We start from the raw sequence: 26,740 nt of genomic DNA on the forward strand, positions 1-26,740 counted from the left end.
CTCCACTAAACATATATTTTTATATATTTAATTCTACTTTGCCATTTAGGATTGCAATAAGCAATGTCACCCATTCGCTTTGCTTTTGAATATAACGCTGGAGTATCCACAACAAATTCAACTAGTGAACCATCGCCTGTTTTTTGATTCATAGCATCTGTATGTTGATCTGCTTTACAATCTGCTAATATGCAATGGATAACTTGTCCATTGTTAAGAATTAAATCAATATATGTACCAATGCGAGTTGTATAATAACTACCTAATGCAATACAATATCTTCCATCGACCTGACGTATTCCATATGTTCCTGTATACGCTCTTCGTTGTAGTTTATATTGTTGACTAGAAGTATTTGTGATACATGTATAATCCATGTAGGAAAATAAAGTATAATTAGGAACATTGGTATGTAGTTTATGTTTCTTTTTCTTTTTTGAAACATATTTTGCAAGCACATAACCCTTAATTTTTTTGTTATTAATCTTAACCCATTTTTTATTTACTCTTATATAATTAATTTTTTCTCCATAAAACAAATGACCCTTAATTTTAGCCGTAAATCGCTTCTTTGCACGAACATTAACGTTATTGGCTTTTATATAACCTTTTTTATATTTATTTTTTTTTGTTGTTTTCTGCGTAATTATTCGTTCTGTTGTTTCAATTTCTGGCTCTATAATATTCTCTATTGTTTCAGTTGCCTTATTAGAAACATTGTCATTGTCTATATAATTTGTATTATTGACGTTGTTTTTTACCGTAAAAACTATTATGGTTGCCAACAATATAGATATTATTTTGTATTTTAAATTCATATTTTCACCCTTCAAAAAATTTTACGAAGTTGTTTTCTTTATAGTTTTCTATGTTTAAGACCAAAACTTCACCATCTCGCAAAAATGTGTTGAGTATTCTCTGGTCGTATCTTCCATAATCATCACCAAGTTTACCCACACATACATACGCATCTGGATATTTTTCAAGTTCTTTAATTAAATCCTTCGCATAGATAATCCTCTTTTGCTGCTGAATTGTTCATCACCTCTTTTTATATATTCTCTATTTAGTTTTTAATTTTGTTGATTATTTGAGCATAGATAAAAATTGCTCTTCTGTTATGATAGGAATATTTAATTCCTTTGCTTTTTTATTTTTAGAACTGTTAGAATCAATATCGTTGTTGATAAGATAGTCTGTTTTAGATGTTACTGAACCTGTAACTTTACCACCGTTTTTCTCAATATCTGTTTTTAATTCATTACGATTTTTATAATGATTAACAGAACCAGTAACTACAAATACTTTTCCGTTAATTTTATCATTTTCAACTTTTTCAATTTTTTCATCTTTTGAAAATGTAAACTCTTGTGCTAAATCCATAATTTCTTCATTATGTTTGTTCCAATAATTAATAATGGATTTTCCTAACGCTTCGCCAATACCATTAATTGAAGTAAAAGCATCTTTTCCACCCTCTGTTAATGCATCAACAAATGAATTAAAATTATTTCCACAAAATTCGGATATATCTTTACTTGCCGAATTGCCTAAAAGTGGGATGGATAAACTATAAAGAAAACGTTGAAGATTTGTATTACGAGATTTTTCAATTGAATCAAGAAGTTTTTCTACTGATTTTTTACCAAAACCATCAAGTATTTGCATATGATTTTTATAAAATGATAAATGATAGATATCTTTAATTGAAGAAACCCATCCAAGTTTAATCATTTTTTCTAATGTAGCTTCCGAAAGATTATCAATATTAAGAGCATTTCGTGACACGGCATGACTAAGTTTTCCTAAAATTATACCTTTACAATTTGGATTAGTACAATAAAGCACTTCTGAATTATTTTCTTTTACTATCTTTGTTGGAGATTTACAAATAGGACAAAATACTGGAACATCAAAGTTCCCACTTTTATCAATACTATCATGCACTTTGGGAATAACCATATTAGAACGGTAGACTCTAATTCTATCTCCTATTCCAAGCATCATGTCCTTAATATATGTAATATTGTGAAGCGTTGCTCTTGTTGTAATTGCTCCATTTAAGTCAACTGGATCGAAGATTGCCACAGGATTAATCAAGCCTGTCTTAGAGGTATTCCATTCAATATCTGTAAGCACTGTTTCAAATAATTCATCCTCGTATTTATATGCCATTGAATGTCGGAAGAATTTATCTGTACGCCCCATTGAATCAGCAATTTTATAATCATCAACCGCCACAACAGCTCCATCATAAGGAATATTATGTGAATTTGCTGATTCTCTTATTTGATTTAATAAGACTACTAACTCTTTTTTCTGATTAATTTTAGGTGATTTTAATATTGGTATAATCTCAAAGCCAATATCTTTAGCCTTGAATAAATCTTTACTAGGAGTTTTATGTTCAAAACCTTTAATAACTCTCCAAGCAACAAACCTCATATTTCTGCTTGCAGCTTCTTTGCTATCAAGTAACTGTAGTGAACCAGATACAAGATTTCTTGGATGTTTATACTTCTTATCTTCTGGAAGTTTATCATTAATCTCTCTGAAGGTGTCCCATCCAATAATTGTTTCACCATCAATAATCAATTCATCCTTATACGGAATTTCTTTTGGTACATTTTTCATTGTTAAAACATTCTGAAGGCAATCAAAACCTCTTATTCCATCGCCTCTAGTTTCTGCACTAATTAATTTACCATCAATATAGTGTAGTGAAGTTGTAAGACCATCTGCCTTCACGGATAAGAAGCAATCCTTATCTCCAATAAATTTAATCAATTCATCAATAAACTTTGTCTTATCAAGTGAAAGCATTAGATGATTATGTTCTACTTCTTTTAGTTCATCTGCGATTGAATATCCAACATTATGTGTTGGACTGTTTGCAAAAACAATACTTGTTTCTTCTTCCCACATTCTAAGTTCTTCCAATTTATTATCAAATTCATAATCTGACATAATCGGATTATCACTGTTGTAATAAGCTTCAGATGCAGCATTAAGTTCTTGAACTCGTTTTACTATGTCAACTTTATCCATTATTACTCTCCTCTCCACAATATTCTTTTAAATATGTAAGCATTTGTTCTTCTTCTGGAAAGAACGGATCTTGCTTCTTTTCGTTCTGTACCCAATGCAAGAAATTCATCCAAAATTGACCTGCTCTCAAATCAGGCATATAAGTCATATGTAATCTTGTTACTTCATTATAGAAGTTATATAATCTATTAGGATTCCTCATCTATATCAACCTTCCCGTTTTCGTCGTAAATATCGAACATTTCACCACAGTAGTCAAAAGTGTTTTTCTGCAATTCCTTGATTTTCTTTAAAGTCTTGCATGTATACACTTTCATTCCCTGATATTTACCTTCAATGCCTACAAACCCTCCACGATAAAATCTTGAGAATTGTGGATGTTTATAAATTGCCCTATCCTCTATTATATACTTTCTTTCTGGAATAATGGTTCCGTCTGTTTTCTCAATCTGTGGGATTATCTGCTCATATGGTTCTTTTCTCAAATAATACATAACTTTCTCCTCCTTTTGAAATGAACATTTCTAACCTTCATACATAATTAATTCTTTAGCATAAGGTAACGATTCAATCCATTTACAAAACGTATCAACCCATTCTTCTTTGAGTCTATGATGCCTGCGCTGAAAATACATATTACGCAGTTCTGCATAATTAGTATCCCAAGTTCTCATTTGTTCAAATCCTTCCATAAGAAGTCTCTTTGCTCTCACAAGAAGCCTGTTTTTATCCGTTGAATATGTTGGATTTTTATATTCCTGACGCAAACTCTCTAACCTATTTACTACAGCACCAACAATATCTTCATCTTCTTCGCACCATACAAATAAATCTTTTGTGATTGGATTATCATTATTTAATAACTTGTGCATAGTTGAACAACTGTTTTTTGTATTGAAATGATATGTATCAGCTTCGCTCCACCAGTATCTAGGCATATCTACATCAACAGATACATGGATCATTCTCATAAACTTTGAATGTTCACCACCTGCCTTAATAAGATTCTGAGCAAGTTTCATATCAGACGCACCAATAACATAGTGATTATGCAAATTCCCATTATAGAAACTATCAATTCTATCCCAGCTATTTTTCGGGTTTCTCATACCTCTTAATGCGTGTTCAAAACCCCAAATCTCAGTATTTTCAAATTTCAAATTTAATATCCTCCTATTATTTTAAATTCCAATGAAAGTCCAATTTACTTGGAAATTTCATCTCAAATTTCGCCTTATTTTCAAAGTTTTTCTGACTTGAATAACCAACAATAATCAACAAACCTGTCAAAATTCATCATTATTTGGTCATAAATATCAACCTTAATATCGTCTGCTCGTCCAGTCCAAGGTGATAAAATTATTTCATATTCACACTTAGACCAAAAATAATACATCACTTCTCTTTTTAATTTTTCAGAGAAATCATCCTTATCTATTTTTTCTTTTAAAAGCACATCAACTTCTTTTTTAAAACTTCCATGATTGAATATGTTCCATTTAATAATTTTTTGTGCATTGGAATCATGATAATAAACGTACCATTCTATAATAATCACCTCCTGCTGATTATTTATTCTCCATACTTTTCAAACAGTTCTGCCATAGTCATGTTGTTATATTTAGCAAGATCCACACAACAAGCACATATATTCTTAGCAGAAGAAACACCTAAACAGTTACAAAGATAATCAGTTAAATTTTCATACTTGTAACCTATTTTACTTGCATAAATTGGTGTATCCCATCCAATTATATATTTACCATTTACTTTAAATTTTGTATCAGGGACACCAAGTACACTACCATCACATTGTCTCCACCATGCATCCTCGCCGGCTAATCTAACAAAGTTTTCTTCTGGCATATCGCACATATTTTTAAATAATTCTTCTGATACTTTCCACACTTCATAGTTTGTGCTTGCGTAAGTAATATCTGCGTATTTACCTGTAGGATCTATCCTGCTGAAAAATTTATATAAATTGTTTCCTAAAATTTCCATTTATTCCTCCAAATTTCTAATATATTTAAGACACCTCAAATCTACCACAGGTCTTTCTACCCGGAATCCATGCTTTATCGCTCCGAACTGGCTCATAAATATTTTCAGGAAAATCGAATTCACAATAACCTCTATATCTACAATGCCTGCAACACTCTTCTTCATATTTTGATATTCTCTCTTGCTTCGACATATTGTCATATTCTTTTATCATGTATTCATATAACAAATCCGACATACGCTGCTTGTCTTCTTTTGCGTATAGATATTTTTCTTTATATCTTTGCAGTTCTTTTATTTCATTGAGAAATTCATCTAGCATATCCTACCTCCTAATTTTCGCAAGAAACTGTCGCTTCATATTACTGTATTATTTCCTGTTCTTTATAAAACTTCATCTACAATTCCATACTTAACTGCCTCATCAGAATGAACATAAAAATCTTTCTTCTTTTCACGAATCTCCTTAATATCGTCTTTTGTGAGATTTGTTCTGTCGATTACATATTCTTCATTCTTTTTATTCAGCCAGTCCATTTCTTCTCTGTCTTCTACCAAATCCTGATATTTACCACTTCTCCAACAACTCATTTGATGGTACATAAATGTTGAATGTTTATAGCAAAATCTTTTATGCCCTGCTAAGAAAATCTTAAAAGCTGCACTCATTGCATATCCTGTACAATATGTATAGATTGGAGTTTTACTGTTTAGAACAATATCAATTAATCCCCACATATCATAAACAGATCCACCATACGAGTTGATGTATAGTTTAATTGGCTCACGTTTATAATCTTTCTCTTTCTCATCCTTCTCATCATCTTCTCGAATCTGATATAAAATATCCCACATCAATTTACCAATAGATTCATTATCTACATTATCTGATAAATAAAATGTCTTTTTATTAGTATTTGTATATGTATTGTCTCTTGTTGAACTCATAAAGTATTCTCCTTATATTTAATTCTCTGTTTCAAATCCAACTTGTATATATCTATCTAATTCAGATTTAGCATTTTCATTCAATAATTGTTTTTCATCAACCAATATAATTGTTCCTGGCTGTACCCTCCCTTTCAACTGACTTGGTGTAAGTACAATTGGATTGAATTTTAAGTGCATTTTATATGCATAATCTGCCATGCTTCCCATCGGTTCAATAACAGGAATTTTATATTTACCACTAATCTTCATCAGATTATATGTTTTGCCGATCCCTCTACTATTAAAACCATATAATTGTTTAATGTGTGTTTGTCGTTTCTTTACATAATATTTCAGCTCATGATATAATGCTTTTGATTTTAATAAATATGACCAGTGTTCTAATCGTTCATAAAATTTCATATATGTAGTATCATCTCCTTTGTTATATACTATATATGGTAGTTGTGTGTTTATCTAACCACTATATATTGTGTTGATAACGGCATGAAATCCGTCTTTCCTTGACTTTTTGAGTCTCCAAAACGCCCTATTTATGGGCATTTCAGAAATCCTCTACTGTATTATTCTCTCTATCGAAGATAATTCTTTAAGAAATATTCAAAATACTCTCTGATAAACAGTCCTGAATATTGATTGTTTGGCATAAACATAATTGGAATATTATATTTAAACCAAAAGCTGTGTATTGATGCAATGAAAGATTTCCGATTATATTTTGTATCATAATTTCCTGTTGCAATATCTTCATAAGAAGCATTTTCAATTAACAGAACTTTTGTTTTAGGTGCAAGACATAATTCTTTTTCAAATCTATCACGCTCTTTTGTCAGATTACCACTTATCTCTTCAAGACTTGCTTTTCTCTCAATGACACATGAATTTGTAAAATACAAATCACGAAGTATTCCAAGTTTTTCATTAGCTGGGATCATGAATGAATAATCACCATAGCTTAAAGCTTTCTTTTTATATTTAATTTCTTTTCTATCAAAATAATCCGTAATGTGAGAATTGATTTTTTCTCTTGTATCAACAAGAATTACAATAGAAGATATTAGTTCTTCCATTTCCTTATCTGTGTACTTATATTTGTTAAATATCGTCTTCGTCCTCCTCAATATCGTTTTTTATTACAAATTTACTCAACCAAAATTCAAATTTATCAGGTACTTCTTTATAAATTTTCTTACCTGTAACTGGATTTATTTCACCAGTTGGTTCTTTTTTATTCTTTTTTTCAAGGGAAATAATATATAGAATAGTACCTAAATCAAATGGATTTCGGTTATACTGACTTGTCCACATTTTTACTTCTCGTGTTTTACCACTATAGATTTCAAAAAGATGGACATTTACAATAGATTTTTTAATATCAAGTTCAGAAACATAATATAGACGTTTACTTACTTTAGAATCCGAGTCACTGACAATACCAAGAACTTCTCTTTGATTATCAAGTCTTTCCTTTAAAGTTAATTCTCTATAAGGAATTTTAGAAATCAATTCTTTAATAATTTGTTCAGAGTCAAGTTTATTAAATTGTTTGGCTGTCTCATTTCCATGTTTTATAAGTATATCAAATGGAATATTATTCTTTTCAGCTTTATCTTTGGAGATCTGCTTTGCACCATTTAACAAATCATATAATCTTGCAATCTCAAGTAAAGTATTTACATCACCATATTTCTTAAAATAATTGATTCTAATAAGTTTATTTACAATAGTCTTATTAATTGAATTTGAAAATAGTGCAGTTAATACATCAGTAAATGTTTTATACTTCGACTGTCCTAATTCATAAAGAGTATCAACAACCCCTTCACCAAAGCCTTTTACACTTGACAAATTTGGATATATTAATTTATTCTCTTCATTAATTGTCACTTTTCTATTATCTGCACCAAATTCATAATCGCCTAGTTTATATCCCCAAAATTTAATTGCTTCTTTAACAAGAGCGTCTATCTTATCCTTTTTATTCTTTTCCTGATAATGATTGATTGCTACTTCATAAAATGTTTTAGTATGATGTGCTTTAAACCATGCTTGATAGGCAGAATCTCCACCCATTGAATAGGCATGTGGAGAATTAAATGCGTATGATCCAGAAGACTCTATTACATTCCAAACATTATTAAAATTATCTGTCTTGCCGATTTCTGCTTTCCAACCTTCTATTAATCGTTCCTGTAATTCTTTTAACATTTCAGGATGTAATTTATATTTCTTTTTTGAAATATTTTTAATAACTCCATATGTTTCAGCCATTTTCAATTCCAAGAATGACAATACTTTCATAATAGATTCCTGATAAATCATGAAATGTGCAGTATCAAATAATAAATCATCAATCTTTTTTTCGCCTGTAGTATATGGTTCACGATTCAAGAATGTACTAAGTAATGACGCAAAGCCTGGTCGAATTGCTGCAATGAAACTGCTTAACTCTGCTAGATTTTGCGGTTTATACTTCTTCACTCGATTAGTGGTCGCTTCTTTCTCACACTGATTGACACAACATGTAATACCATTTGCATAAATATCCCATGTTTTTTTATCACCATCAATCATATGTCTTAGTTCATCAAATGTCGGAACTTCCATGCCAATGCTATGGAAGAATTTATATGTAAGATAAACACTATCTACAATAAGAAAATCCTCTTTTACATATCCGAATTCATCAAGATAACCACCTTCAATAGCTGCACATACTGTTCTTTTGCCAGTTGATTCAGACACGGCACTTATCAGCCCTACTTCTCTTCGTATATCACCATCAAAAATAAAATGTCCACAAGCATGTACTTTTAAGTTAATAGTAATACCTTGATATTCATTACTTTGTTTGAATAAAGAGATATATTCTTCTGGTATGTAATCTTCAACATGAATATCCTCTTTTTCATCATCATCGGCATATTTCAAAGCTTTGTTATATTCATCAAGATATTTTGAAATCTGATTGGCATCTTCAGGTTTAACATCATTTGCACCTGCGTATAACTGCCATGCTGCTTTTTCTTTTAATTTTTCTATTGCCATCAAAGGATAACAACCATGTTCACCAAGTAATTTCCTTGCTGCTTTAACAAATGGTTCTTGTGTGGCAACATTTAGGTCAATCCTTTATACCCTCGGTTTCCCGATATTTATTAGGGGAGTAGACTATACCATAATCGTTGATATCATCTCGGATTCCCATTGGTAGTCGTTGCAAGCTTCCCATATTCTTTATGAACTTAGGGCTATCTCTCAGGATTATCCAATCCTTATTATTGTTACCATACCACTTTGATTAGAAGTGCCACATTTCGATTTCTCTAATGCTTGGTAAATAAGGCTTTAGAACTTCCCCTGATATTCTGGGTTTTCTATATATATCACTATATATAGCGACTTTATAACAATACATATTTAACATCATTAACTAAAAATTCTTTTTGTTTTAAAAATTCATCTAATTCTCTCGTTGTTATTTTCAACAAAGGATATAATATTTTTTTCATTTCATATTTAAGATAAAATTTTTTATTTGTCAAATCAGCATAAATTTTCTTGCCTTTATAACATTCACATAAATATTCAAATTGATGTTCTTGTAAATATTTATATATTTCTTCATTATATAACGTAAAATGATAATTATTTGCAACATTTGCTTTATCTTTTAGACATCTACTTATTGAAGATTGATTTTTACAACCACACGCCTTACATGTGTCCTTGATTGTATTATAAATTTGCAAATTTTCTACACAAATTATCTTCTTAGAATTTGGATTATTTTCATTTAAATATAAACCTTTTTTCTTAGCTGATAAATTTTTCTTCATCTCATTTGTTCATCTATGACCATAATTAGGATTATTTTTACCAGATACTATTTTGCTTATCTTTTTCTTATATTCATCACTGGGCGTCCAATTTTTAATTCCACTTCCACCCTTTGTTAAATTAAAACCATTCTTGTATGTATCTAATTTTGTTATCCAATATATTTCTTTATCATCTAAGTCTTTTTGATTGCATTGTTCCAATATATAAAATTTAAAATTATCCAATCCATACTTATTATAACTGCGTTGTAAATATTTATTATCATGTTCATTTCTTTTTAGTTCATTAATATGATGCCTCCATCGGTCTTCTATGTTTACACTTTGACCAATGTATTTTTTATTATTTATTATATTTTCTATACAATATATTCCTGTAATTTACAATCTCCTTTCTTTGATGTATATAATATGTATTGTTTTTATTGCTAATCGGGCATCTGACCTGCTAACACACGTTCCTTAGTTAAGAATCTTTCAGGATAAATTGGAATATCAGCATTGAATCTATCAACGGTTGTTAATCCTAAAAGTTTATTTGTAATGAATGAAGCCGCACTACCTCTTGATGTAGTTGTTAAAATACCACCTTCATTTTGGATTGCATCATCTACAATAGCTTTACTTGTCAAGAAATAATCAACAACCCCAGCTTCCATAACTTGTTTTGCTTCATATCTAATTCCATCTGCTTTTTCTTTAGACTTTTCCTTTTCTTTAGCATATGCTTTATTTAAAGTATTTTTGTAGATTTTACATTTTTCTTTATATGTTTTATTCTTATAAACACTGGGAATCTTAAATTTTCTATCAAGAACAATTTCTTCACATTCTGTCACAAAAACATTTGTATTCATAATTGCTCTATATATTTCTTCTCTGTTTAAAACACCTTGTTCTTCAAATCTTTTAATTACTGTTTGAGTGTCAGGATAATCAAGATACCATCCTTCCTCGTCAGGATAATTAATATTCTTATATTTAAGAATCTGATCACGCTTGATTGAATTCTCATCTTTTACATAATGACTATCAAGACCACAAATAATCTGGATATTATGCTCTTTTGCAATTCTTAATATCTTTTTATTCAATTCCTTTTGTTTGTCTGTATTATGATACTGCACTTCTAAAAAGAAATTGTCACCAAAATATTTATGTACTTTTAACCATATATCTTCTGCATTCTCATAATTCCATCCAGCAACACAAGCAGATGTTACAATCACGTTATCTTTAGGAATATTAAATAGTAACTCCAAATCAATACGTGGCTTATAATAATATCCGTCTATATTAGCCATTGATAAAGCAAAATTAATATCTCCACGACCTTCAGCATTTTTAGCTGCAATAATCATATGGCAATTTGCTCTATCTTTCTCTTTCCTATCTTTTACCCAATAAACTTCAGAAGAATGAATATATTTCAGATGTTCACTCTCTGCGACCTTATATACTTGAAACTGATTGCCTTGCGAACCATGTTCACCAGAATATAAACATTTTGCACCAAATTCATGAATTCTTTCTGCATATGCATTAATAGATTCAGCACAATCTGGTGTAGATGTATTACTAAAATCTTTATGACAATGATAGTTTTCAAGATATAGATTCTTTTCATATTCTTCTGGTGAATATGGAAATTTAAATGTAAGAGTAGGAATTATTTTTTTTATTAATTCAATGTCCGAAATATCAAGCCACCTCCTTAATCTCATCACACACTGCTTTTAGAACAAATTTTCTACCCAGAAAGCCACTATCAAGAGTACATACAACCTCTAATTCATCGTTCATCATGCTATGATCTTCCATTTCATCAAATGAACCATCAAAATTCCACTTAATAATCTGTAAATAATCATTTGGTTTTACAACCAAGTGTTTATAATCACTCATTTGTCCAATTTCATATTCATTTATTCCATTGATAAACACCTTTACTGGTTTGAAATTTGTTCCAGATATTCTATCTATCTTCTTTATATTCTCCACAAGCTTACGAGTAATATCAGAAACATCTAATCGAATATCAACATCCACTGAAACATCAGTATTTAATTCTGGAAGAGTTTCTTCTATATATAATGCAAATCTATCTATATCAGATTTTTCAATTGTGATTCCTGCCGCAAGTTCATGACCATCACATTTTGCTAAACCACTCTCATTACATATTTTTCTAAAGTCATCCACTCCTACAGCCCTCATAGAACCAGAGTAATTTTCTCCTGTATCTTTCAATACAAGGATTGGTTTTTGATACTTTTCTAGTAATTTGTTACCCAACAAACCACTGATACCATATGGAGTATCTATATATGTAATAATTATTTTTTTATCTGACTGTGAGTTGCATTGTTCCAATACATCTGGTAACAATCTATCAACTTCAATATTCTGATCTTCCTTACATTTTTTTAATTCCTTTACATAAGCCAATACTTTCTTATTTTCATCTTCCAAAAAAGCTTTCATTGCCACATCATTCTTACCCATACGGTTGCTGGCATTTACAATCGGAGCAATACTAAAAGCAATAGCTGTACTATTAAATTCAAATCCCCCAACTATCTTTTTAACTGCTGGATTATATATTTTCTCCAATCCCTTAGAGACAATATATCTATTCTCCATAACAGTCATATCCATCATATCTCCAACGATTCCACAAGCTGCTAAATCAATAAGTTCATCTGCATAATCTGTAATATATTGTTCATCAAGATATTTGCAAAACTTCCATACAACACCTGCTCCCGGTAATTGTGGATTCTCATAATTCCTTTGTGAAGATACTAAAATTGAAACTTCATCATATGATTCATTCTCTTTAATTGCATGATGATCAAGGATAATTGTGTCTATTCCCATTTCTTTAAGTTTTCTATATTGAGAGACATCTTTATCCAAGCTATCTACAATAATCAATAAATCAATTCCATTGAACTGATCTAAATCTTGTCCTATCAAACCATGCATTTTACCTTCATCTATATAAGTCTTAATGTTTGTAGTAAAATGCCTTAGATATCTTGTCATTTCTGTTCCAGAAGTAATACCGTCTAAATCGGTATCAAACAAAATTCCTATACATTCATTGTTTGTAATTGCAAAGTCTACTCTTTGATATGCTTCATCTATACGAAATAATGAATCTAATGGTAATAAATCTTCTTCTGTTGGATTTAAAAAATGTTCAACATTTTCGATCCCTCTTTGATTAAGAATCGTATCAAATACTTCATCTTCATACATCCCACGACAATCGTTTAATATTTTATAATTCGTCTTCGTCATCCTCATCTCCAATCATTGTTATCTCATTTTGCAAAATATTTTCTAACCATTCTTTCCCTAAATCAGATGGCGAAACTTTATTCTCATATCCTCGACCGAAGTAACTCCAATATCCAAGTTCAACTTCTGTAAACCTGGAATAATTTTTGACCATATCAATATTTCTCATAATATTTTCAAGTCCATATCCTACATCATGTAGGAAGATTATTCGTTTGGGATTTAATTCGAGAAGCATTTTGACTTGTTGAATAGAAATAGATCCGCTTCCAAGAGATACGCAATTTCTTATTCCGTATGAATAGCACTGCATACAACTCTTCTCAGCCTCAAAGATATAGATAGTATTATCTACTAAAAATTCATAATTCTGAGAATATCCAAATAATGTTTGGCTCATGCTACAAGGAACAGCATAAAAATATTTCATTTCACCATCAGGAACATCATAATTGAATCGTTCCTTAACACCCATTAACTGTCCAAATTGATTTCTTATGGGAATAACAATTCCTTGTGATTCTACATCATACTTTATTTTAAAAAATTTTTGTGAAAGAAGCGATATATTATCAGCAAGAAACCTTATATTCCCACAATTAACATAGCAATCTAAGATGGAATCATCATATGTATTGACTTTATTAGTTCTTCGCTTTCTAATCTTTTCATAAAATCCTCCAAAAATTCCTTTGTTATCAAAGAAATCATAATAATCTGTAATCCCTAATGCATGTCTTACTTCATTAAGTACATCTATAAATTCAACTTTTCTTTGCTCAATAATATACGAAAAAATATCTTTTCTTATATTTCTCGCATAATCAATGGTATACAAATACTCGTTGTTTTCGAGATTGATTACTATACTTTTCTTTGATGACTTCTCATCTCGTCCAAAAGATATATATTTAGGACGAATTACTATGTTACAATAGCCAAAATGTTCTAATACATCTTTAAGCTTATCTGGGTGATTTATCAGTTCTTTCTTAATATCTGCTAACATATATCACTCCAAAAGTTATTATTTTATTTCTCCATGTCGGGGTCTACACTGGCAAGTCTCTCTGAAAATGCAATGGTCGCCTGAAAACTTCAAAAGATAAGCAACACCTGTATCACTGGAATTGTTGCCATTTCTTGTTTTCTCAACAAAAACCATACGCCATACGGCATTAGGATCAGGTTTATACTCTTCTTCTATCCATTTATCATTGACCTTTTTTAGTCGAAATGGACGACAATAGAATTTACTCTTTTCATCCAATTCCTCTGCGTATACAGTTCTCATGAGGAATAGATTTTCCAATATTTCTTTAATCTGTTTAGCATTACTCAAACAGCTTGCATCCAAAAATAACTTTCCTTTCATATACTCTGCTAACTGCACAGAAGCAAGCATAATCAGATTGTATTTCTTTGCTAATTTATCTAATTCACGACTGTCTCTTACGAGAGATAAGTCTTGCCTTGCAGATGAAAAATCTCCTTCTTGTATCTTAAATGTGTCATATAATACAGTGTCATATCCATATCTCAATACATTTTCACGAATTTTTTTCTTTACAACTCGCATATCAGCATCATTGATAGAAATAAATTTAACTCTACCCTTATAATTCTCTCTCCAAAATTTCTGTACATCTGTCAATTGCTCTCTACTTTCGGCATTAATATCACCAGATGCCATTTTCTTCTTTGTGAGTTTAAAATATCTATTACGTTTTCCAAGCAACCAAACCATGAATTTAATCTTGAATTTTTTGATATTCTCCTCATTGGAGATAATAAGAATTTTTCGATCATAATGCAGAAGTGCCATAAGAATTGTAATCCACCAAGTAGATTTACCTGCACTTGAAAATCCACCCATCATTGTAAGTGTTCCTTCAAGTAATCCCATAATCTGTCGTGATAAAAACGGGAAACAATTCATCTCTTCACCATTCTTATCATAGCCAGCAATATCAAACGGTACACCATTTTCTTCGCCATCTTTACAAGACTCTATGAATTCATCATCAAAATCAATTTCTTCCTCTTCAAGTATTTTACTGCTATAACCAGTTCCATAACTAGATATACGAGCTTCATACCAATCTGTTACTTCTTCAGCAGTCATCTTTCTAAACAATTTCAAAGGTATTACCTTTTTATCTCCCACAGTTATTTCCTGCAAAAGATTAAAACCATCCTTATACATATTCAACATAATATTTTCTCTATAAAGAATATCTATATATGTATCAAAATTCTGAGTATTAATAATATCAATTTGGTGTTGAATTGTATCCCAACCACCTCTATCCTCAAATTTCTCAATAACTTCTTCATTCATATTTGATAAGATGGTTATCTCATCTAAGGAATAAAACCCTTTCTTTCTCAGATTTTTTAACAATGAAAAATAAAAAAGACCATCTGCTGTAATAAAATCTTTTTGTTCAAATGTTGTATCATCAAGCAGAAGCATATCCTTGAAAAAACAACTGATAACATTACCTTCATACTCAATTCTACCTTTTAATAATTGAGCAGGATATTTTTCTTTTACACCTGTAATAAATTCACTTATGTTAATCACCTACGCTTTCTTCAATTTCAGATAAACTTCTACGTTTATTTCTTCTCTTATAATTCATAATTGGCATATCAACTTCAACTTCTCTCGGTTTTTCAGACTCTTTCATTTTAAAGTCAGTCAAATTATTTTTAAGTATTGCAGCGAAATACCGAATTTTTGCATATTCACTTACAAAATCCTTTTCAAGAACCCTTGTTATATACTCTTTATTCTCTGTTAGATATGCCAAAATATGTTCATAAGAATACACATCTAATAAAAGATTTATCTCTTTGAACAAAGCGGAATTTAAAACTTTATATCCAAATATCTGATTAATACATTCGTATGTATTATCTTTTACTTCCTTTTCGTGCAATACTTTCTGATATTCAGCTTCATTGCAATAGTAGGTGTTTTTGCCACCTACTACCACTTTGAATGCTTCATTTCTATCTACTTTAGTACCACACAGTCTGCATTTAACCAGCATGTGTTACTCCTTTTAGTTCATCATGTCGTAGATTCTCTTTAATCCGTCCTCATCGACATCATTAAGCTTGCCATACTCAGCAATTACATTCTTAACAGATGCCTTTAGTTCTGCATCTTTGCACTCCTTGTACATCTTACGAATAACAGCATCTAAATCATCTGGATATGCAGAAGTTTCTGTTGTCTCTTCGATTGTATCCTCTACGGGTGTGTCGATATCATCAATATCGTCTTCCTCAATAGGATCAGGTTCAGCAACCTTTTCTTCCTTAACTGGTGTTGCCTTCTTAGATGTAGGCTTCTTGGTGGAAACAGAATCGACACGACCATTCTTTAATGCAGTCTCAATTGTATCAATAAATGTCTGTCCCATATTTAACTGGTCAAATGGGATATATTCAGGGATTGATAAATCCTTTAATCTACCACCAGCTTCAACAATTTCATTGCCACGGAAATATAATCTACGCTCTGTTTCTTTTACATAACGTTTTGTGCTATCACCTTCGCCTTTTTCCTCGATCTCTCTATCAATTAATCCAGTTGCAATAATATCAAAACAATCAGCAACTGCACTCTCATAATCCGCAATAAGAGATGAACCCAATCTCTGAAATCCCTCTTCGTCAAGAGATGCTTTATCTTTTACTGTCTTTAATTTTGTGTGACCAATCATCCAAGGCATAATTCCTGCATTATATAAGTCATTAAGAAACTTTTTAACTAACTTTGCACACTCTTTTTCGCCATTTGTATATCCACCATAAGCAGCCTTGATTGATTTAATCTTCTTTCCATTCTCAAGAATAGATAATCTAATTACCTCTGATTCTGCAATACCAAAAAACTCTTCTGCACTATCGAAACATACCATCTCAACATCATGCTCTTTACCCTTTTCTTTGATAAGCCAATCCTTTACTTCAACTAAATCTTTCCATGTATTTGCATGTGTTGTAAAAATATTATCAATCATATTAGTACCGTGCTCCATACCACAAGATACTAACAATCCTTTTTCTGGATTTCCAAATTTGGCATTAATCATATCTGCCCATAAACTTGTCTTACCAAACTTACGAACTCCCATAATAAATCCTGTAATCTTATTGATCTCTGTTGCCGATCTCTGTAATGTTGGTTTGTTCATTAATATAATTCCTCCATATTTCTATTTGTTATTATCGAGAGAGGGCAAAATGCCCTCATCTCTTTTAAAGTTCATCATCGTCATCTTCAAAAAGGTCTTCTGTTCCTTCTGGAAGCTCCTCTTCAAGTGGCTTAATTACCATATCATCTTCTGTATATACCGTGTCCTGTCTGCCCTTAGTGAATCCCTTTGCTGGCTTTAAGAACTGATACTCTCTAATTCTTTCACCATATACACTTCCACCAAGTTCTGCACGAATATCGTCCATAGTAATAAGACCACACTCTAAGTCATCCTTCTGTTCATCAGTAAGCATGTCCTCTGTAATCTCTGTCTTCTGAGCACCATTAAGCATATTAACGACTGCACCATATTCCTTGAACGTATCATCATCGACAATAAATTTATGCTTGATTGACTCTGCTCTCTTCTTAGCCTTTTCATCAGCATCATCTGAAGGAACTGGAATTGTAATTGTAACTGGCACAGCAATATTGCCCTTACGATTATTGTCATATTCCATCATGTATCCATTCACATAATACTTACCCTTCTCTTCTACACTCATATCATCTAAACTCTCTGAGTTAAATAAGATATTAATTGTAGCTGTTGAACTCTCTTCTGCATCGTCTGCTGCGAGATAAATACGATTAGGAACATATGATTCATAAACTCTCTGATTCTTGTCTGAATACTGATACTCACCATTTCCACGAATGAAGAACTTCTTATCAGAACACTTTCCACTATCAATAACTTTCTTAATAAAGTCGATGAAATCCCATTCTGAAATAAATTCATGTCTCCTTTTGTTACTCTTTTCAAGCTCCGCATTTACATCTGCTTCATTCTCAAGACCAATCTCTTTTAACTCTTCATCAGTAAGGTTTGTTCCTTCCTTAACCTTTTCAGCAGCCTTTTCAAGTTTATATCTACGACCTGGCTTTTCAAGATCAAAGATAAACTTCTTGAACTCTGCAACTTCTGCTAACTTTGATGATGTAAGTCTCTCCTTAAATGGAATCTTTAATGATTCACCTTTAATCTTATTGCCATTTTCATCTACACCACTCTTAGAAAATGTGTACACATCACCATGACCATCTGCAAAAGCACCTGATGTAACAGTCATCATGTGTCTGTTGTCTCCGCAAGCTACATTAAACATTAACTGCTTGCGTACCCATCCAGAATCAAACTGCTTTTCCTGATAAGGATGGAACTTTTCACTCTCCTTACCGATACTTAACTTTCCTGTCATTTCAAAATTCATTAAATGAATCCTCCTTATATGTAATAAAATTTAATAAATAACTTATATATAAACGCCCTTCTCAGGACGGAACATGGAAGTAAATCTATATGAAAATTTATCCATAAACAGTGATTTTTGAGCGTACAAACCCAAGGGTATGCTGTTTTCCACCCATATTTATATTCTCTATTCAGTTGTTCATATTTGGAAATTTTGAACTGAATCGTTCAAGAATTATTTACTAGATTTTATATTTGCAATTTTATATAATATCTTATTTAGATGTATAAATTTACTCTTCCGAAAAATTTTTATAATATAATATATAATCGCAAATAGCATTGATAAATATCCAAGTATAGTTAGAATAAAATAACCCATTTTAACATCACCTGTGAAATAATCTTCATCGTATTCGGTATTTTTCATATCATCAATAACAAATAAGGAAGCTACTATTAACCCAAATATGAGCCACGATAAAAATAATAATCCTGCATATAAAAACATCATATTTATTTCTCACCTCCAACTATATATTCTCTGTTTTAATCACAATACACATAATTGCAGCTATTGGATTCAATATTTTCTAAGTCAATAATCATTTCGCCATCTTCATGACATCTATCAATTTCAATATTAGAAATTTTAATAGAAGTGTCTGTCATTTCTATAATATTTCCTATGTAGTGGTCATGATGATTTGTAACTTTATTGAATAACGTAAATGCAATATCTTCACCAACTCTAAAGCTTTTCTTATTATCTGTTACTAATGTTCTTACTGTTTTAATGTTGTATTTCATAATCTATCTCCTTAAGAAATGTCAGATTCCTTCGACTCTATTTCTTCACTGTTACATTGAAAACTGACCTTAAAATACAGATAATCAACCAAATACCAGTTGCAATAGACCATTTAAATGTTAAACCAAAGCACATTGTAATAAGTTTGATTATTCCACATGTAACAATCCAACTAAGTCCATAGCATACAGCTAAAATTGTAATGACAATAACTGCTGTTACTCCACCTTTTGCTAATTTTTCTTTTAAATTACTCATATGTATATTCTCCTTTACGCTTCAAAATTGAACTCATCAGACGAAATTTTGTTGTTAATAATCTTCTGATAAATGTCTACATACATCTCATCTTTATCTCTGTTATAAGCAACTTCTGCATATTTGTTACCCATTGGCTGTCCCCAAATAGTACACTTCTTATAACCCAACTCATGTGCAAACCACACAAGATCTAACTGGTCAATATTGATGTTTTCACTCAATGTCTGAATCACTGCATTCTTTGCAGCTTTTTCAAATTCGTAACTTGTCATTTATAATTACCTCCACTTTAATAATCTTCACAAGAAATCGAAAATTCATCGGCTTTTTTAAATATTATTAGCCGTTTGTAATGGTATATTCACGACTACTGGATGTGAACCTGCATCCACTATCCCATTGGCAAAAGCCTTTGGGAATACCTTCTTCATTATCTGATAACTTCCATTTACGTCTGCATTAATATATTCTCCTTTCTCGCTCTGAAATAACCCTCTATGAATTCGTCTATCTTTATTGTAATTTTTCTCAATTGGCTCTTCACCATCAAGAAAAGATGTACCACTTGTATAACTTTCATTTGTTCTAATGAACTTAATTCCTTCATTCTCGCATTTATATTCAAGTCTTTGTACAATACTTAAATATGGAATAGATACAAATTTCTGATTGACTCTTTTACCCATATCAGTTTCTTGTTTCCATCCTGAGTTATAACCACAAACCAATGTGTCAATATCATTACACTTGCAAAAATCTACTACCATCTTTGTTGATTTCTGAATATAGTCATCTACTTGATTATTTCTTTTAGTTGTAAATCTTTGCATCTCATTTGACCAATCGCTATCATTTCTCAGCTTTAATGCCGATCTTATTTCTGAAATCTTCTTATTATAATACTGATTGATTGACTTCAATGGTTTTCCATTTATTATAATTGGATTTACACCACAGTTTGTTGTGATGGTCATCAAATTATCGACACCTAAGTCAATTGCAGCAATACTCTTTGAATCTATATCCTTTGTTTCAGGAACTTCTATTTGGTAAACTACTTCCATAATATATTCATTACCTTTTGGGACAAATCGAAGCTGTACTAATTTAGAATCATTTGGAATTTTTGTTCTGAAAATATTATTCATGATTTTAAGAGGTGTCCAACTAAAGTAAATATATCCATCAACAATTTTGAATTTGATATTATCTAATCCAAGTTCAAATCGCCCATCTTCTTTAGGAAGATACTTCGGTAACTTCGGTCTGCCAAGATATTTAGATGGATTCTTTGAATAGTCCTTAATAGCTGCGAAGAACGACTTCCAGTTCTTATCTAATTTTCTCAAAGTAGCTTGTCCTACATTGCTTCCAATACATTTATAACAATCAGATTCTTTACATAATTGAAATAATTCATTGTATTGAATCCAACGAGCATCCTCAACTAATCCTTGTTCTTTTTGTTTTGAAGTTTCTATAAATTCCTGCCGAATTATGTAATTTCCATAATTATATAAGTTTTTAGATTTCCAACATAAATCATCTATAATTTTGAACAGTTTATCGTCTTTATTATTTTTCTTACTTTTCTTTATTCGATGTTGTTCTACTCTATTTACTTTCTTCATAAGTTCTCCTTAAATTAACATGGTTCTAAAATATATATATAATTCTCCTTCTTCTATCTGAGGTTTATTACCATATAAATTAACATAGTTCTAAAACAGATTATTTAATCCCCTTCAACTGTGCTTTGAGGTTTATTACCTTGTAAATTAACATGATTCTAAAACCTCAAATATGTATTCGTAATTTACTTGGTATTCTTGAAGTTCTAAGTTCAATGGGCGAAACCCACACCCACTATCCAATTGATTTCACTTTTGGAATACTTGTTATAGGATAAACTGGCTTGAATTAGCCAAATAGATTTGTTAAAATAGAACAAATATAGTTTATCCTATATTTTATTCTCCGTAGAGCAGATTGTTAGGTCGCCAAACTTGTGCAATCTGTTCTACTGTTTTTATATTCTCTACTTTTCAGAAGATTTCTTTAAATCTGTTAATGCATCATCTAAATCCTTAACTGTCTGAATAGCTTCCTTCATACTATTCATACCAGCAATAGCACTTGAAAAAGCCTTAATACTTTCAAATTCCATCTCTGAAATAGTTTTTAAAACATCAACTAATTTCATATCACCAATTCCAGATACCTTTGCTGCATTTTCGATTGTCTCTTCTTCATTTACAAGTAAATCAATAAACTGTCTTACCTTATTATTCTCCATTTCTTCAATCTCCTTTATATGTTCTTTTATTTTTTGTTTCCCTACATGACTTGGATAGCCAGAGTACGAAAGTGCTTGATTTATCCACCATAATGTCTGTTCATCTACATCATCATATTTCTTCATCTCTTCGACTAAATTTCCGATATATCACACCTCATTTCTACAGTCAAATATCTTCCAAGGAAACCGATATTTCTTGTCCATTTTGTTACTATATATAGTAGTTTTAATTTATATAACCACTATATATAGCGTACTATTTTTTGACTTTTCTATATATTGTTATTCTCTTATTCCCAATCGTAAGCAATGTAATATCCTTCATCAGATAAATGTTTGAACCATTCAAATCTACTTCTCATATCAATATTATCAACTTCCTTATTACTCAAAATTTTTTCACAATATTTTGACATGTCGATTGGTTCAATGAGTTTTAATTTATAATCCTTTGAGTCGATCCATTCCTCGTTTGGTAATTTAGGGAACGGAACACCAATCGTCTTTTCAAACAATTCTCTTACCAAACTTACATTATAATAAGAATGAGATGTAGAATCGCAGTCGATATATTTAATTGAGTATTCATCATAATAACAATGTCCAAACGCCTGATATGTTTCACCAGAATCTAATATTTTATAATCTTTAAACCATCTAAATCCTAAGCCCATAAGTTGCCTCCTGTTCTTATGTTCTCTTCCAAAATTTCCACAAGAAACGAATCATTCCTGTTAAGTTATTCTCTATTTAATCACTCACTGCATCATAAATCTTTCCAACTTCATATTGATAATCTTCTACTTTTGTCCTTCTGTAATAATCACAATAACAGTGACCATCAGTATCTATTACATATTCAATACCTTTTGTCTTAATTGAGGTGTCTAAAACACCATGTAGGAAAAATACTCTCATTTTATCTTTTCTGCGAAGTCTACACCAATGAGAATCCGTTGTGTTTTCATAATCTATAACATCAAATTTATCAGTCTCACTCATAGACTCTGTTAAATAGTAATCAAACACATCAGAATCATTCCAGAAAACATCGCATCTAAATCTTACTGCAATAAACCCTACATCTTTCGCCCAATCAATAAAGAAGTCTCTCCACTTTATAAAGTTTGGAACTTTCTTAAATATGACTGCACAAGCGGATACTGTAATTCTAATATCGTTAAGCTGCTGAACCATATCCTTATAATCAATTCCGTTGAAACAAAATCCAAGTATTTCTTCTCTTCTTAATGGTCGCCAATCGTGAATTGAAATATTTACATAATCAACAACATCTTCCATATACGGTATTACTTCCTTTAGATGAGTACCATTTGTTGTCATAGTTACTCTAAGAACCTTTGATTTAATATTGAACTCTTTCAATTTGATAAACACTTTTGATAAATATTCAGGATCTAAAGTTGGTTCGCCACCAGTTATATCAACTGATATAGGATTTTTATCACCTATTCTGGTTATAATATCATCAAGTGATTCAATGAAATTATCTAAAAACTGTTGTTTGTTACATGACATATCTTTGTCTTTATTGTAACAAAACGGACATTTCGCATTACAACCACCTGGAATCACAAGTTTAACTGTTATCACCTTGTTATAATCTTTTCGTTCTATATATTTCACTTCATCACCTCACAGATATTTATTCTCTCAATCCATCTAATACTCTCATCAAAACGTGTCTTGTAAGATTCTTAACATCGCCACTGTAAAATCCACATTCTATATCACAAGCCTTTAGAACTTCATCAAGTGTTTTATTCTTCTCTTCACTCAGTAACCTCTTACAGTTCTCATATTGAATATCATTTGTCTCATGAGCATTTCTAAGATTACTTTCTAAGCAGCGAATAATATCAATCAGTTTATCTTTTGTCATAGATTTTAATGTGCTATCTGAATATATTTTTCTTCCATCGCCTATCGCCATATACTTATTCTCCTACTCTTTTGCAATTCCAATGCCATTCACTTTAAAGCTAGTTACCTTACCATCCTTAATTTCAACGCTTTCTTCTGTGCCACCATGCCAAATAAGACCAACGCCTGTGACATACATACCATCTTCGTCTTCAATCAATTCAACTTCTTGTGCTACTCCAATAGGAAGAAACTTACCATCGCTACATGGTATCTCAATCGGAATATTCTTTACATTTTTATAAGCATTTCTAATTGCTTCTTTGGAATATATCACACCGTTCAAATCAGGCTTATCAACTGGAATTGGAATTTTAAATGTTACTTTTATATTCTCTGTTCTCATATCACACCTCCAACCTATCCAAAAGAAAGAAAAATTTCATTCTTTATATGTTGTCTGTTTCTAACCACCTAACAATTGGCTCAGATGTGCTACCTTTCTCCCACACGAACCACGCATGACACATTGTAGTTGCCCACTTCTTCCCAGTTTTTGGATCTTTCTCTAATCCACTATTCCAAGTCGCCATTCTATTCCTAAACACATATATGTACTTAGGTGGATATTTTTCAAATAATTCTTTTCTTTTTACACCCTCAAGAAATTGAATTTTAAGAAACATTGCCATCTGACCATTATCTGTTAATAAATCCATTCCTTTTTCTACAAATTCTTTTGCAAGTGAATATGGTGGATTGGTTATGATGCCTTCATATTTTTTATCTGTTTCATATGTAAGAAAATCAGCAACAATTGTGTTAGGATATCCTCTATCAACTAAATCAAGTCCTGTAATTTCTCTTTTATTCTTATAAAATTCATTTATTGCATTGGCGATATGACCACCACCTACACACGGCTCTAATATTGTCTGTGCAAAAAAATCATATTTTGAAAGCAGCATTTTTACTGCTTCAGGATTTGTCGCATAGTAGTCATTTTCTACTCTTTCATTCTCTGGATTACCACCAGCTAATTTAGCACCTGCTAATACTTTTTTCTCCATTTTGTGTTACCAGAAAGCTCATATGATTTACAGTAGCTACACTTTACATCCTTTCTGATATTCTATTATTTACTGGGATTCCCATAGCCGAATGGCTTAGATATATTTAACTGTTACATAACATTATTCTCTCTTAAAACAAATCACATCCTGATTGTTTAAAACTTTCTACTTGTTTATTCCATTTTTCTTCATCCATGTTATACATTTTCATAAGACACTTCTTACAGTAAAATTTACTGATATCTCTTCCATGATATTTTAAATTCATACCAATAACATCCTTTGCTTTGATTCGCTTCAATTTACCAGATTGAGACTTGCATCCATTATCACAATATTTGTTAAAATACTGCGCAGCAATTTTCTCATCCAAATTACTATACTTGGCATACTCTTCAATAACCTCTTTTGTTGGTTCGTTTCTAAACACACCACCATTCCAAGCTTGATTGATATATTCATCTACTGTGCAATTCATAACTAACCATTTTGAATTACTTATAAAGTCTTCTCTTAAAATATTCTCCCAACGATTTCTCATTGTTGGATACCAATATTTATCAAGAATCCACGTTGATTTGGTGTAGTAGGGGCATGATACGGCACAGCCAACCCTTGAATATCCTTTTTTATACTTTGAATTTATTTTAATGCTTTTCCATATTGTATATAACCAGACATCCATTTCGTCCCATTTTCTTATTGGTAGTATTCCCTGCCAACATGTATTTCCCCATTCAGCTTCGTTTACCCATTCATCTTGATATCCGCTTCTAGTATTAGATTCTTCGTTTCGCATACCCATCCACATTAAATATGGTTTGTTATGGTCTAAACGCCTAACCATTTCACCTACTTTGAAGATTCTACAACAACCACGAGAAATTCTATTAAATATAATATTTTGTTCTTTAATATATTGGTAAAATCCCTTCTCAGGATTCATAATCTCACAATTAGGAAAAGTCTTAACCATTCTGTATGTATCAGCACAGTCAAGCGATGTATTATTAAATATTGCTTTTGTTTCTGGATATAATTTTCTGACTAGATGACAGGTAAGCATTGAATCCTTACCCATAGAAACAGGAATTATTGAAGTATATGTATTAAACTTCTCTGCTTTTTCTTTGATTAGTTCTAATGAATCAGCTTCAAGCTGCGTTAGATGTTCTTTCTGTAATTCGATTAAATCTTTCCAACTTGCTAAATCTACATCTGCTATATTGTCGTAGGATTTCAATTTGGTGCAATCCAATCTTTCATTGGAAATTTTGAACAAATAATAACATAAATGGTAGTTGCAAATGCCATAAAATCAAAGAAAGGTAAGGATAATCCTAGGTAAAAGGTTATGTACATAACACTCAGGTATATGAGTGAACCCAATTTACAACGAGTATCTTAAATTCTTGCGAGATACAACCAAACAGCCATTTGAAGATCTGAAAGAAGGCTACTTTTGGCTTGATAAATCCATTATTAAAGGATTTGATAAGCAAGGAAATGAACATAAATTCTATCGAGTGAAGATTGAAAATTCGCTTGAAAGATTGGATTCTTGTGTTTTTAACCTTTAATGTTTAAACAAAATGATTAATATCCAATTTTTTTACTTTGTAAATTGCTTTTAAACGAAATAAATATGATGGATTCCTGCTCAGAAAATCTTTCACTTCGTCTTCTGTATTAAAATCATATTTTACATTGTCCCAACTATCAGTATCAGCAGATTCTCCTAACCCATTATATTTATGTCCAATTACAATATAATTCCTATAATCATCCATGTT

Annotated in this window: 33 protein-coding genes; all 33 read right to left on the bottom strand. The window is 31.0% G+C overall.

From position 1 onward, the window contains the following. Positions 1–5 precede the first annotated feature (5 nt). Positions 6–818: an SH3 domain-containing protein gene (locus H8S00_RS04660; RefSeq protein WP_186840063.1), complete on the bottom strand. Its 813-nt coding sequence runs from the start codon at positions 816–818 to the stop codon at positions 6–8. 268 nt (positions 819–1,086) lie between these two features. Beyond that, complete coding sequence (ligA, locus tag H8S00_RS04665; RefSeq protein WP_186840064.1) at positions 1,087–3,048, bottom strand: NAD-dependent DNA ligase LigA; 1,962 nt, start codon at positions 3,046–3,048, stop codon at positions 1,087–1,089. Continuing rightward, positions 3,041–3,250: a hypothetical protein gene (locus tag H8S00_RS04670; protein WP_186840065.1), complete on the bottom strand. Its 210-nt coding sequence runs from the start codon at positions 3,248–3,250 to the stop codon at positions 3,041–3,043. The genes ligA and H8S00_RS04670 overlap by 8 nt, the downstream gene beginning before the upstream one ends. After that, positions 3,237–3,542 (bottom strand): hypothetical protein, encoded by a 306-nt coding sequence (locus tag H8S00_RS04675; protein WP_186840066.1) that lies wholly within the window; start codon positions 3,540–3,542, stop codon positions 3,237–3,239. The genes H8S00_RS04670 and H8S00_RS04675 overlap by 14 nt, the downstream gene beginning before the upstream one ends. 30 nt (positions 3,543–3,572) lie before the next feature. Continuing rightward, positions 3,573–4,208, bottom strand: a complete 636-nt coding sequence (locus tag H8S00_RS04680; protein ID WP_186840067.1) for a hypothetical protein — start codon at positions 4,206–4,208, stop codon at positions 3,573–3,575. Positions 4,209–4,288: 80 nt separating this feature from the next. Further along, positions 4,289–4,606: a hypothetical protein gene (locus H8S00_RS04685; RefSeq protein WP_186840068.1), complete on the bottom strand. Its 318-nt coding sequence runs from the start codon at positions 4,604–4,606 to the stop codon at positions 4,289–4,291. A gap of 14 nt (positions 4,607–4,620) precedes the next feature. Then, complete coding sequence (locus tag H8S00_RS04690; protein ID WP_186840069.1) at positions 4,621–5,052, bottom strand: hypothetical protein; 432 nt, start codon at positions 5,050–5,052, stop codon at positions 4,621–4,623. 25 nt (positions 5,053–5,077) lie between these two features. After that, positions 5,078–5,374, bottom strand: coding sequence for a hypothetical protein (locus H8S00_RS04695; protein WP_186840070.1), 297 nt, complete (start codon positions 5,372–5,374; stop codon positions 5,078–5,080). 62 nt (positions 5,375–5,436) lie between these two features. Beyond that, positions 5,437–6,000, bottom strand: a complete 564-nt coding sequence (locus tag H8S00_RS04700) for an ATP-dependent Clp protease proteolytic subunit (protein WP_186840071.1) — start codon at positions 5,998–6,000, stop codon at positions 5,437–5,439. 18 nt (positions 6,001–6,018) lie between these two features. Beyond that, the gene (locus H8S00_RS04705) at positions 6,019–6,405 is read right to left on the bottom strand and encodes a hypothetical protein (protein WP_186840072.1); all 387 of its coding nucleotides are present in this window, start codon (positions 6,403–6,405) and stop codon (positions 6,019–6,021) included. 170 nt (positions 6,406–6,575) lie between these two features. Next, positions 6,576–7,073: an ERCC4 domain-containing protein gene (locus tag H8S00_RS04710; RefSeq protein ID WP_186840073.1), complete on the bottom strand. Its 498-nt coding sequence runs from the start codon at positions 7,071–7,073 to the stop codon at positions 6,576–6,578. Positions 7,074–7,098: 25 nt separating this feature from the next. Then, the gene (locus H8S00_RS04715) at positions 7,099–9,132 is read right to left on the bottom strand and encodes a hypothetical protein (RefSeq protein ID WP_366459514.1); all 2,034 of its coding nucleotides are present in this window, start codon (positions 9,130–9,132) and stop codon (positions 7,099–7,101) included. A 275-nt stretch (positions 9,133–9,407) separates the two neighbouring features. Beyond that, positions 9,408–9,842: a hypothetical protein gene (locus H8S00_RS04720; protein ID WP_186840075.1), complete on the bottom strand. Its 435-nt coding sequence runs from the start codon at positions 9,840–9,842 to the stop codon at positions 9,408–9,410. Positions 9,843–9,851: 9 nt separating this feature from the next. Beyond that, complete coding sequence (locus H8S00_RS04725; RefSeq protein ID WP_186840279.1) at positions 9,852–10,226, bottom strand: GIY-YIG nuclease family protein; 375 nt, start codon at positions 10,224–10,226, stop codon at positions 9,852–9,854. A gap of 47 nt (positions 10,227–10,273) precedes the next feature. Next, positions 10,274–11,569: a PHP domain-containing protein gene (locus H8S00_RS04730; RefSeq protein WP_186840076.1), complete on the bottom strand. Its 1,296-nt coding sequence runs from the start codon at positions 11,567–11,569 to the stop codon at positions 10,274–10,276. Next, the gene (locus H8S00_RS04735) at positions 11,547–13,109 is read right to left on the bottom strand and encodes a DHH family phosphoesterase (protein WP_186840077.1); all 1,563 of its coding nucleotides are present in this window, start codon (positions 13,107–13,109) and stop codon (positions 11,547–11,549) included. Before H8S00_RS04735 ends, H8S00_RS04730 begins: the two co-directional genes overlap by 23 nt. 22 nt (positions 13,110–13,131) lie before the next feature. After that, the gene (locus tag H8S00_RS04740) at positions 13,132–14,160 is read right to left on the bottom strand and encodes a hypothetical protein (protein WP_186840078.1); all 1,029 of its coding nucleotides are present in this window, start codon (positions 14,158–14,160) and stop codon (positions 13,132–13,134) included. A gap of 18 nt (positions 14,161–14,178) precedes the next feature. Next, a complete protein-coding gene (locus H8S00_RS14050; protein WP_186840079.1) occupies positions 14,179–15,738 on the bottom strand; it encodes a DnaB-like helicase C-terminal domain-containing protein in 1,560 nt (519 codons plus the stop codon). Continuing rightward, on the bottom strand, positions 15,731–16,210 hold the full coding sequence (locus H8S00_RS04750; protein WP_186840080.1) for a hypothetical protein: 480 nt from the start codon (positions 16,208–16,210) through the stop codon (positions 15,731–15,733). The genes H8S00_RS14050 and H8S00_RS04750 overlap by 8 nt, the downstream gene beginning before the upstream one ends. Positions 16,211–16,222: 12 nt before the next feature. Next, a complete protein-coding gene (locus H8S00_RS04755) occupies positions 16,223–17,362 on the bottom strand; it encodes an AAA family ATPase (protein WP_186840081.1) in 1,140 nt (379 codons plus the stop codon). Between the two features lie 64 nt (positions 17,363–17,426). After that, positions 17,427–18,638 carry a hypothetical protein gene (locus H8S00_RS04760; protein WP_186840082.1) on the bottom strand — a complete coding sequence of 404 codons (1,212 nt, stop codon included), beginning with the start codon at positions 18,636–18,638 and terminating at the stop codon, positions 17,427–17,429. Positions 18,639–19,168: 530 nt separating this feature from the next. After that, entirely contained in the window at positions 19,169–19,429 is a 261-nt protein-coding gene (locus H8S00_RS04765) for a hypothetical protein (protein WP_186840083.1), read from the bottom strand. 37 nt (positions 19,430–19,466) lie between these two features. Further along, the gene (locus H8S00_RS04770) at positions 19,467–19,688 is read right to left on the bottom strand and encodes a hypothetical protein (protein WP_186840288.1); all 222 of its coding nucleotides are present in this window, start codon (positions 19,686–19,688) and stop codon (positions 19,467–19,469) included. A 14-nt stretch (positions 19,689–19,702) separates the two neighbouring features. After that, positions 19,703–19,963, bottom strand: coding sequence for a DUF6275 family protein (locus H8S00_RS04775; RefSeq protein WP_186840084.1), 261 nt, complete (start codon positions 19,961–19,963; stop codon positions 19,703–19,705). Positions 19,964–20,020: 57 nt separating this feature from the next. Further along, positions 20,021–21,322: an RNA-guided endonuclease InsQ/TnpB family protein gene (locus H8S00_RS04780; RefSeq protein ID WP_186840085.1), complete on the bottom strand. Its 1,302-nt coding sequence runs from the start codon at positions 21,320–21,322 to the stop codon at positions 20,021–20,023. 407 nt (positions 21,323–21,729) lie between these two features. Then, positions 21,730–21,987: a hypothetical protein gene (locus tag H8S00_RS04785; RefSeq protein WP_186840086.1), complete on the bottom strand. Its 258-nt coding sequence runs from the start codon at positions 21,985–21,987 to the stop codon at positions 21,730–21,732. Between the two features lie 293 nt (positions 21,988–22,280). Further along, positions 22,281–22,664, bottom strand: coding sequence for a hypothetical protein (locus H8S00_RS04790; protein ID WP_186840087.1), 384 nt, complete (start codon positions 22,662–22,664; stop codon positions 22,281–22,283). A gap of 76 nt (positions 22,665–22,740) precedes the next feature. Then, the gene (locus tag H8S00_RS04795; RefSeq protein ID WP_186840088.1) at positions 22,741–23,637 is read right to left on the bottom strand and encodes a radical SAM protein; all 897 of its coding nucleotides are present in this window, start codon (positions 23,635–23,637) and stop codon (positions 22,741–22,743) included. Between the two features lie 19 nt (positions 23,638–23,656). Next, positions 23,657–23,944, bottom strand: a complete 288-nt coding sequence (locus H8S00_RS04800; RefSeq protein ID WP_186840089.1) for a hypothetical protein — start codon at positions 23,942–23,944, stop codon at positions 23,657–23,659. Between the two features lie 12 nt (positions 23,945–23,956). Next, positions 23,957–24,280 carry a hypothetical protein gene (locus H8S00_RS04805; protein ID WP_186840090.1) on the bottom strand — a complete coding sequence of 108 codons (324 nt, stop codon included), beginning with the start codon at positions 24,278–24,280 and terminating at the stop codon, positions 23,957–23,959. 43 nt (positions 24,281–24,323) lie between these two features. Then, complete coding sequence (locus H8S00_RS04810; RefSeq protein WP_186840091.1) at positions 24,324–24,944, bottom strand: TRM11 family methyltransferase; 621 nt, start codon at positions 24,942–24,944, stop codon at positions 24,324–24,326. A gap of 133 nt (positions 24,945–25,077) precedes the next feature. Then, a complete protein-coding gene (locus H8S00_RS04815; protein WP_186840092.1) occupies positions 25,078–26,190 on the bottom strand; it encodes a phosphoadenosine phosphosulfate reductase family protein in 1,113 nt (370 codons plus the stop codon). A 340-nt stretch (positions 26,191–26,530) separates the two neighbouring features. Further along, complete coding sequence (locus H8S00_RS04820; RefSeq protein WP_186840093.1) at positions 26,531–26,737, bottom strand: hypothetical protein; 207 nt, start codon at positions 26,735–26,737, stop codon at positions 26,531–26,533. Between the last annotated feature and the right edge of the window lie 3 nt (positions 26,738–26,740).

Source organism: Eubacterium segne (assembly GCF_014287775.1).
Taxonomy (GTDB): Bacteria; Bacillota; Clostridia; order Lachnospirales; family Lachnospiraceae; genus Eubacterium_G; species Eubacterium_G segne.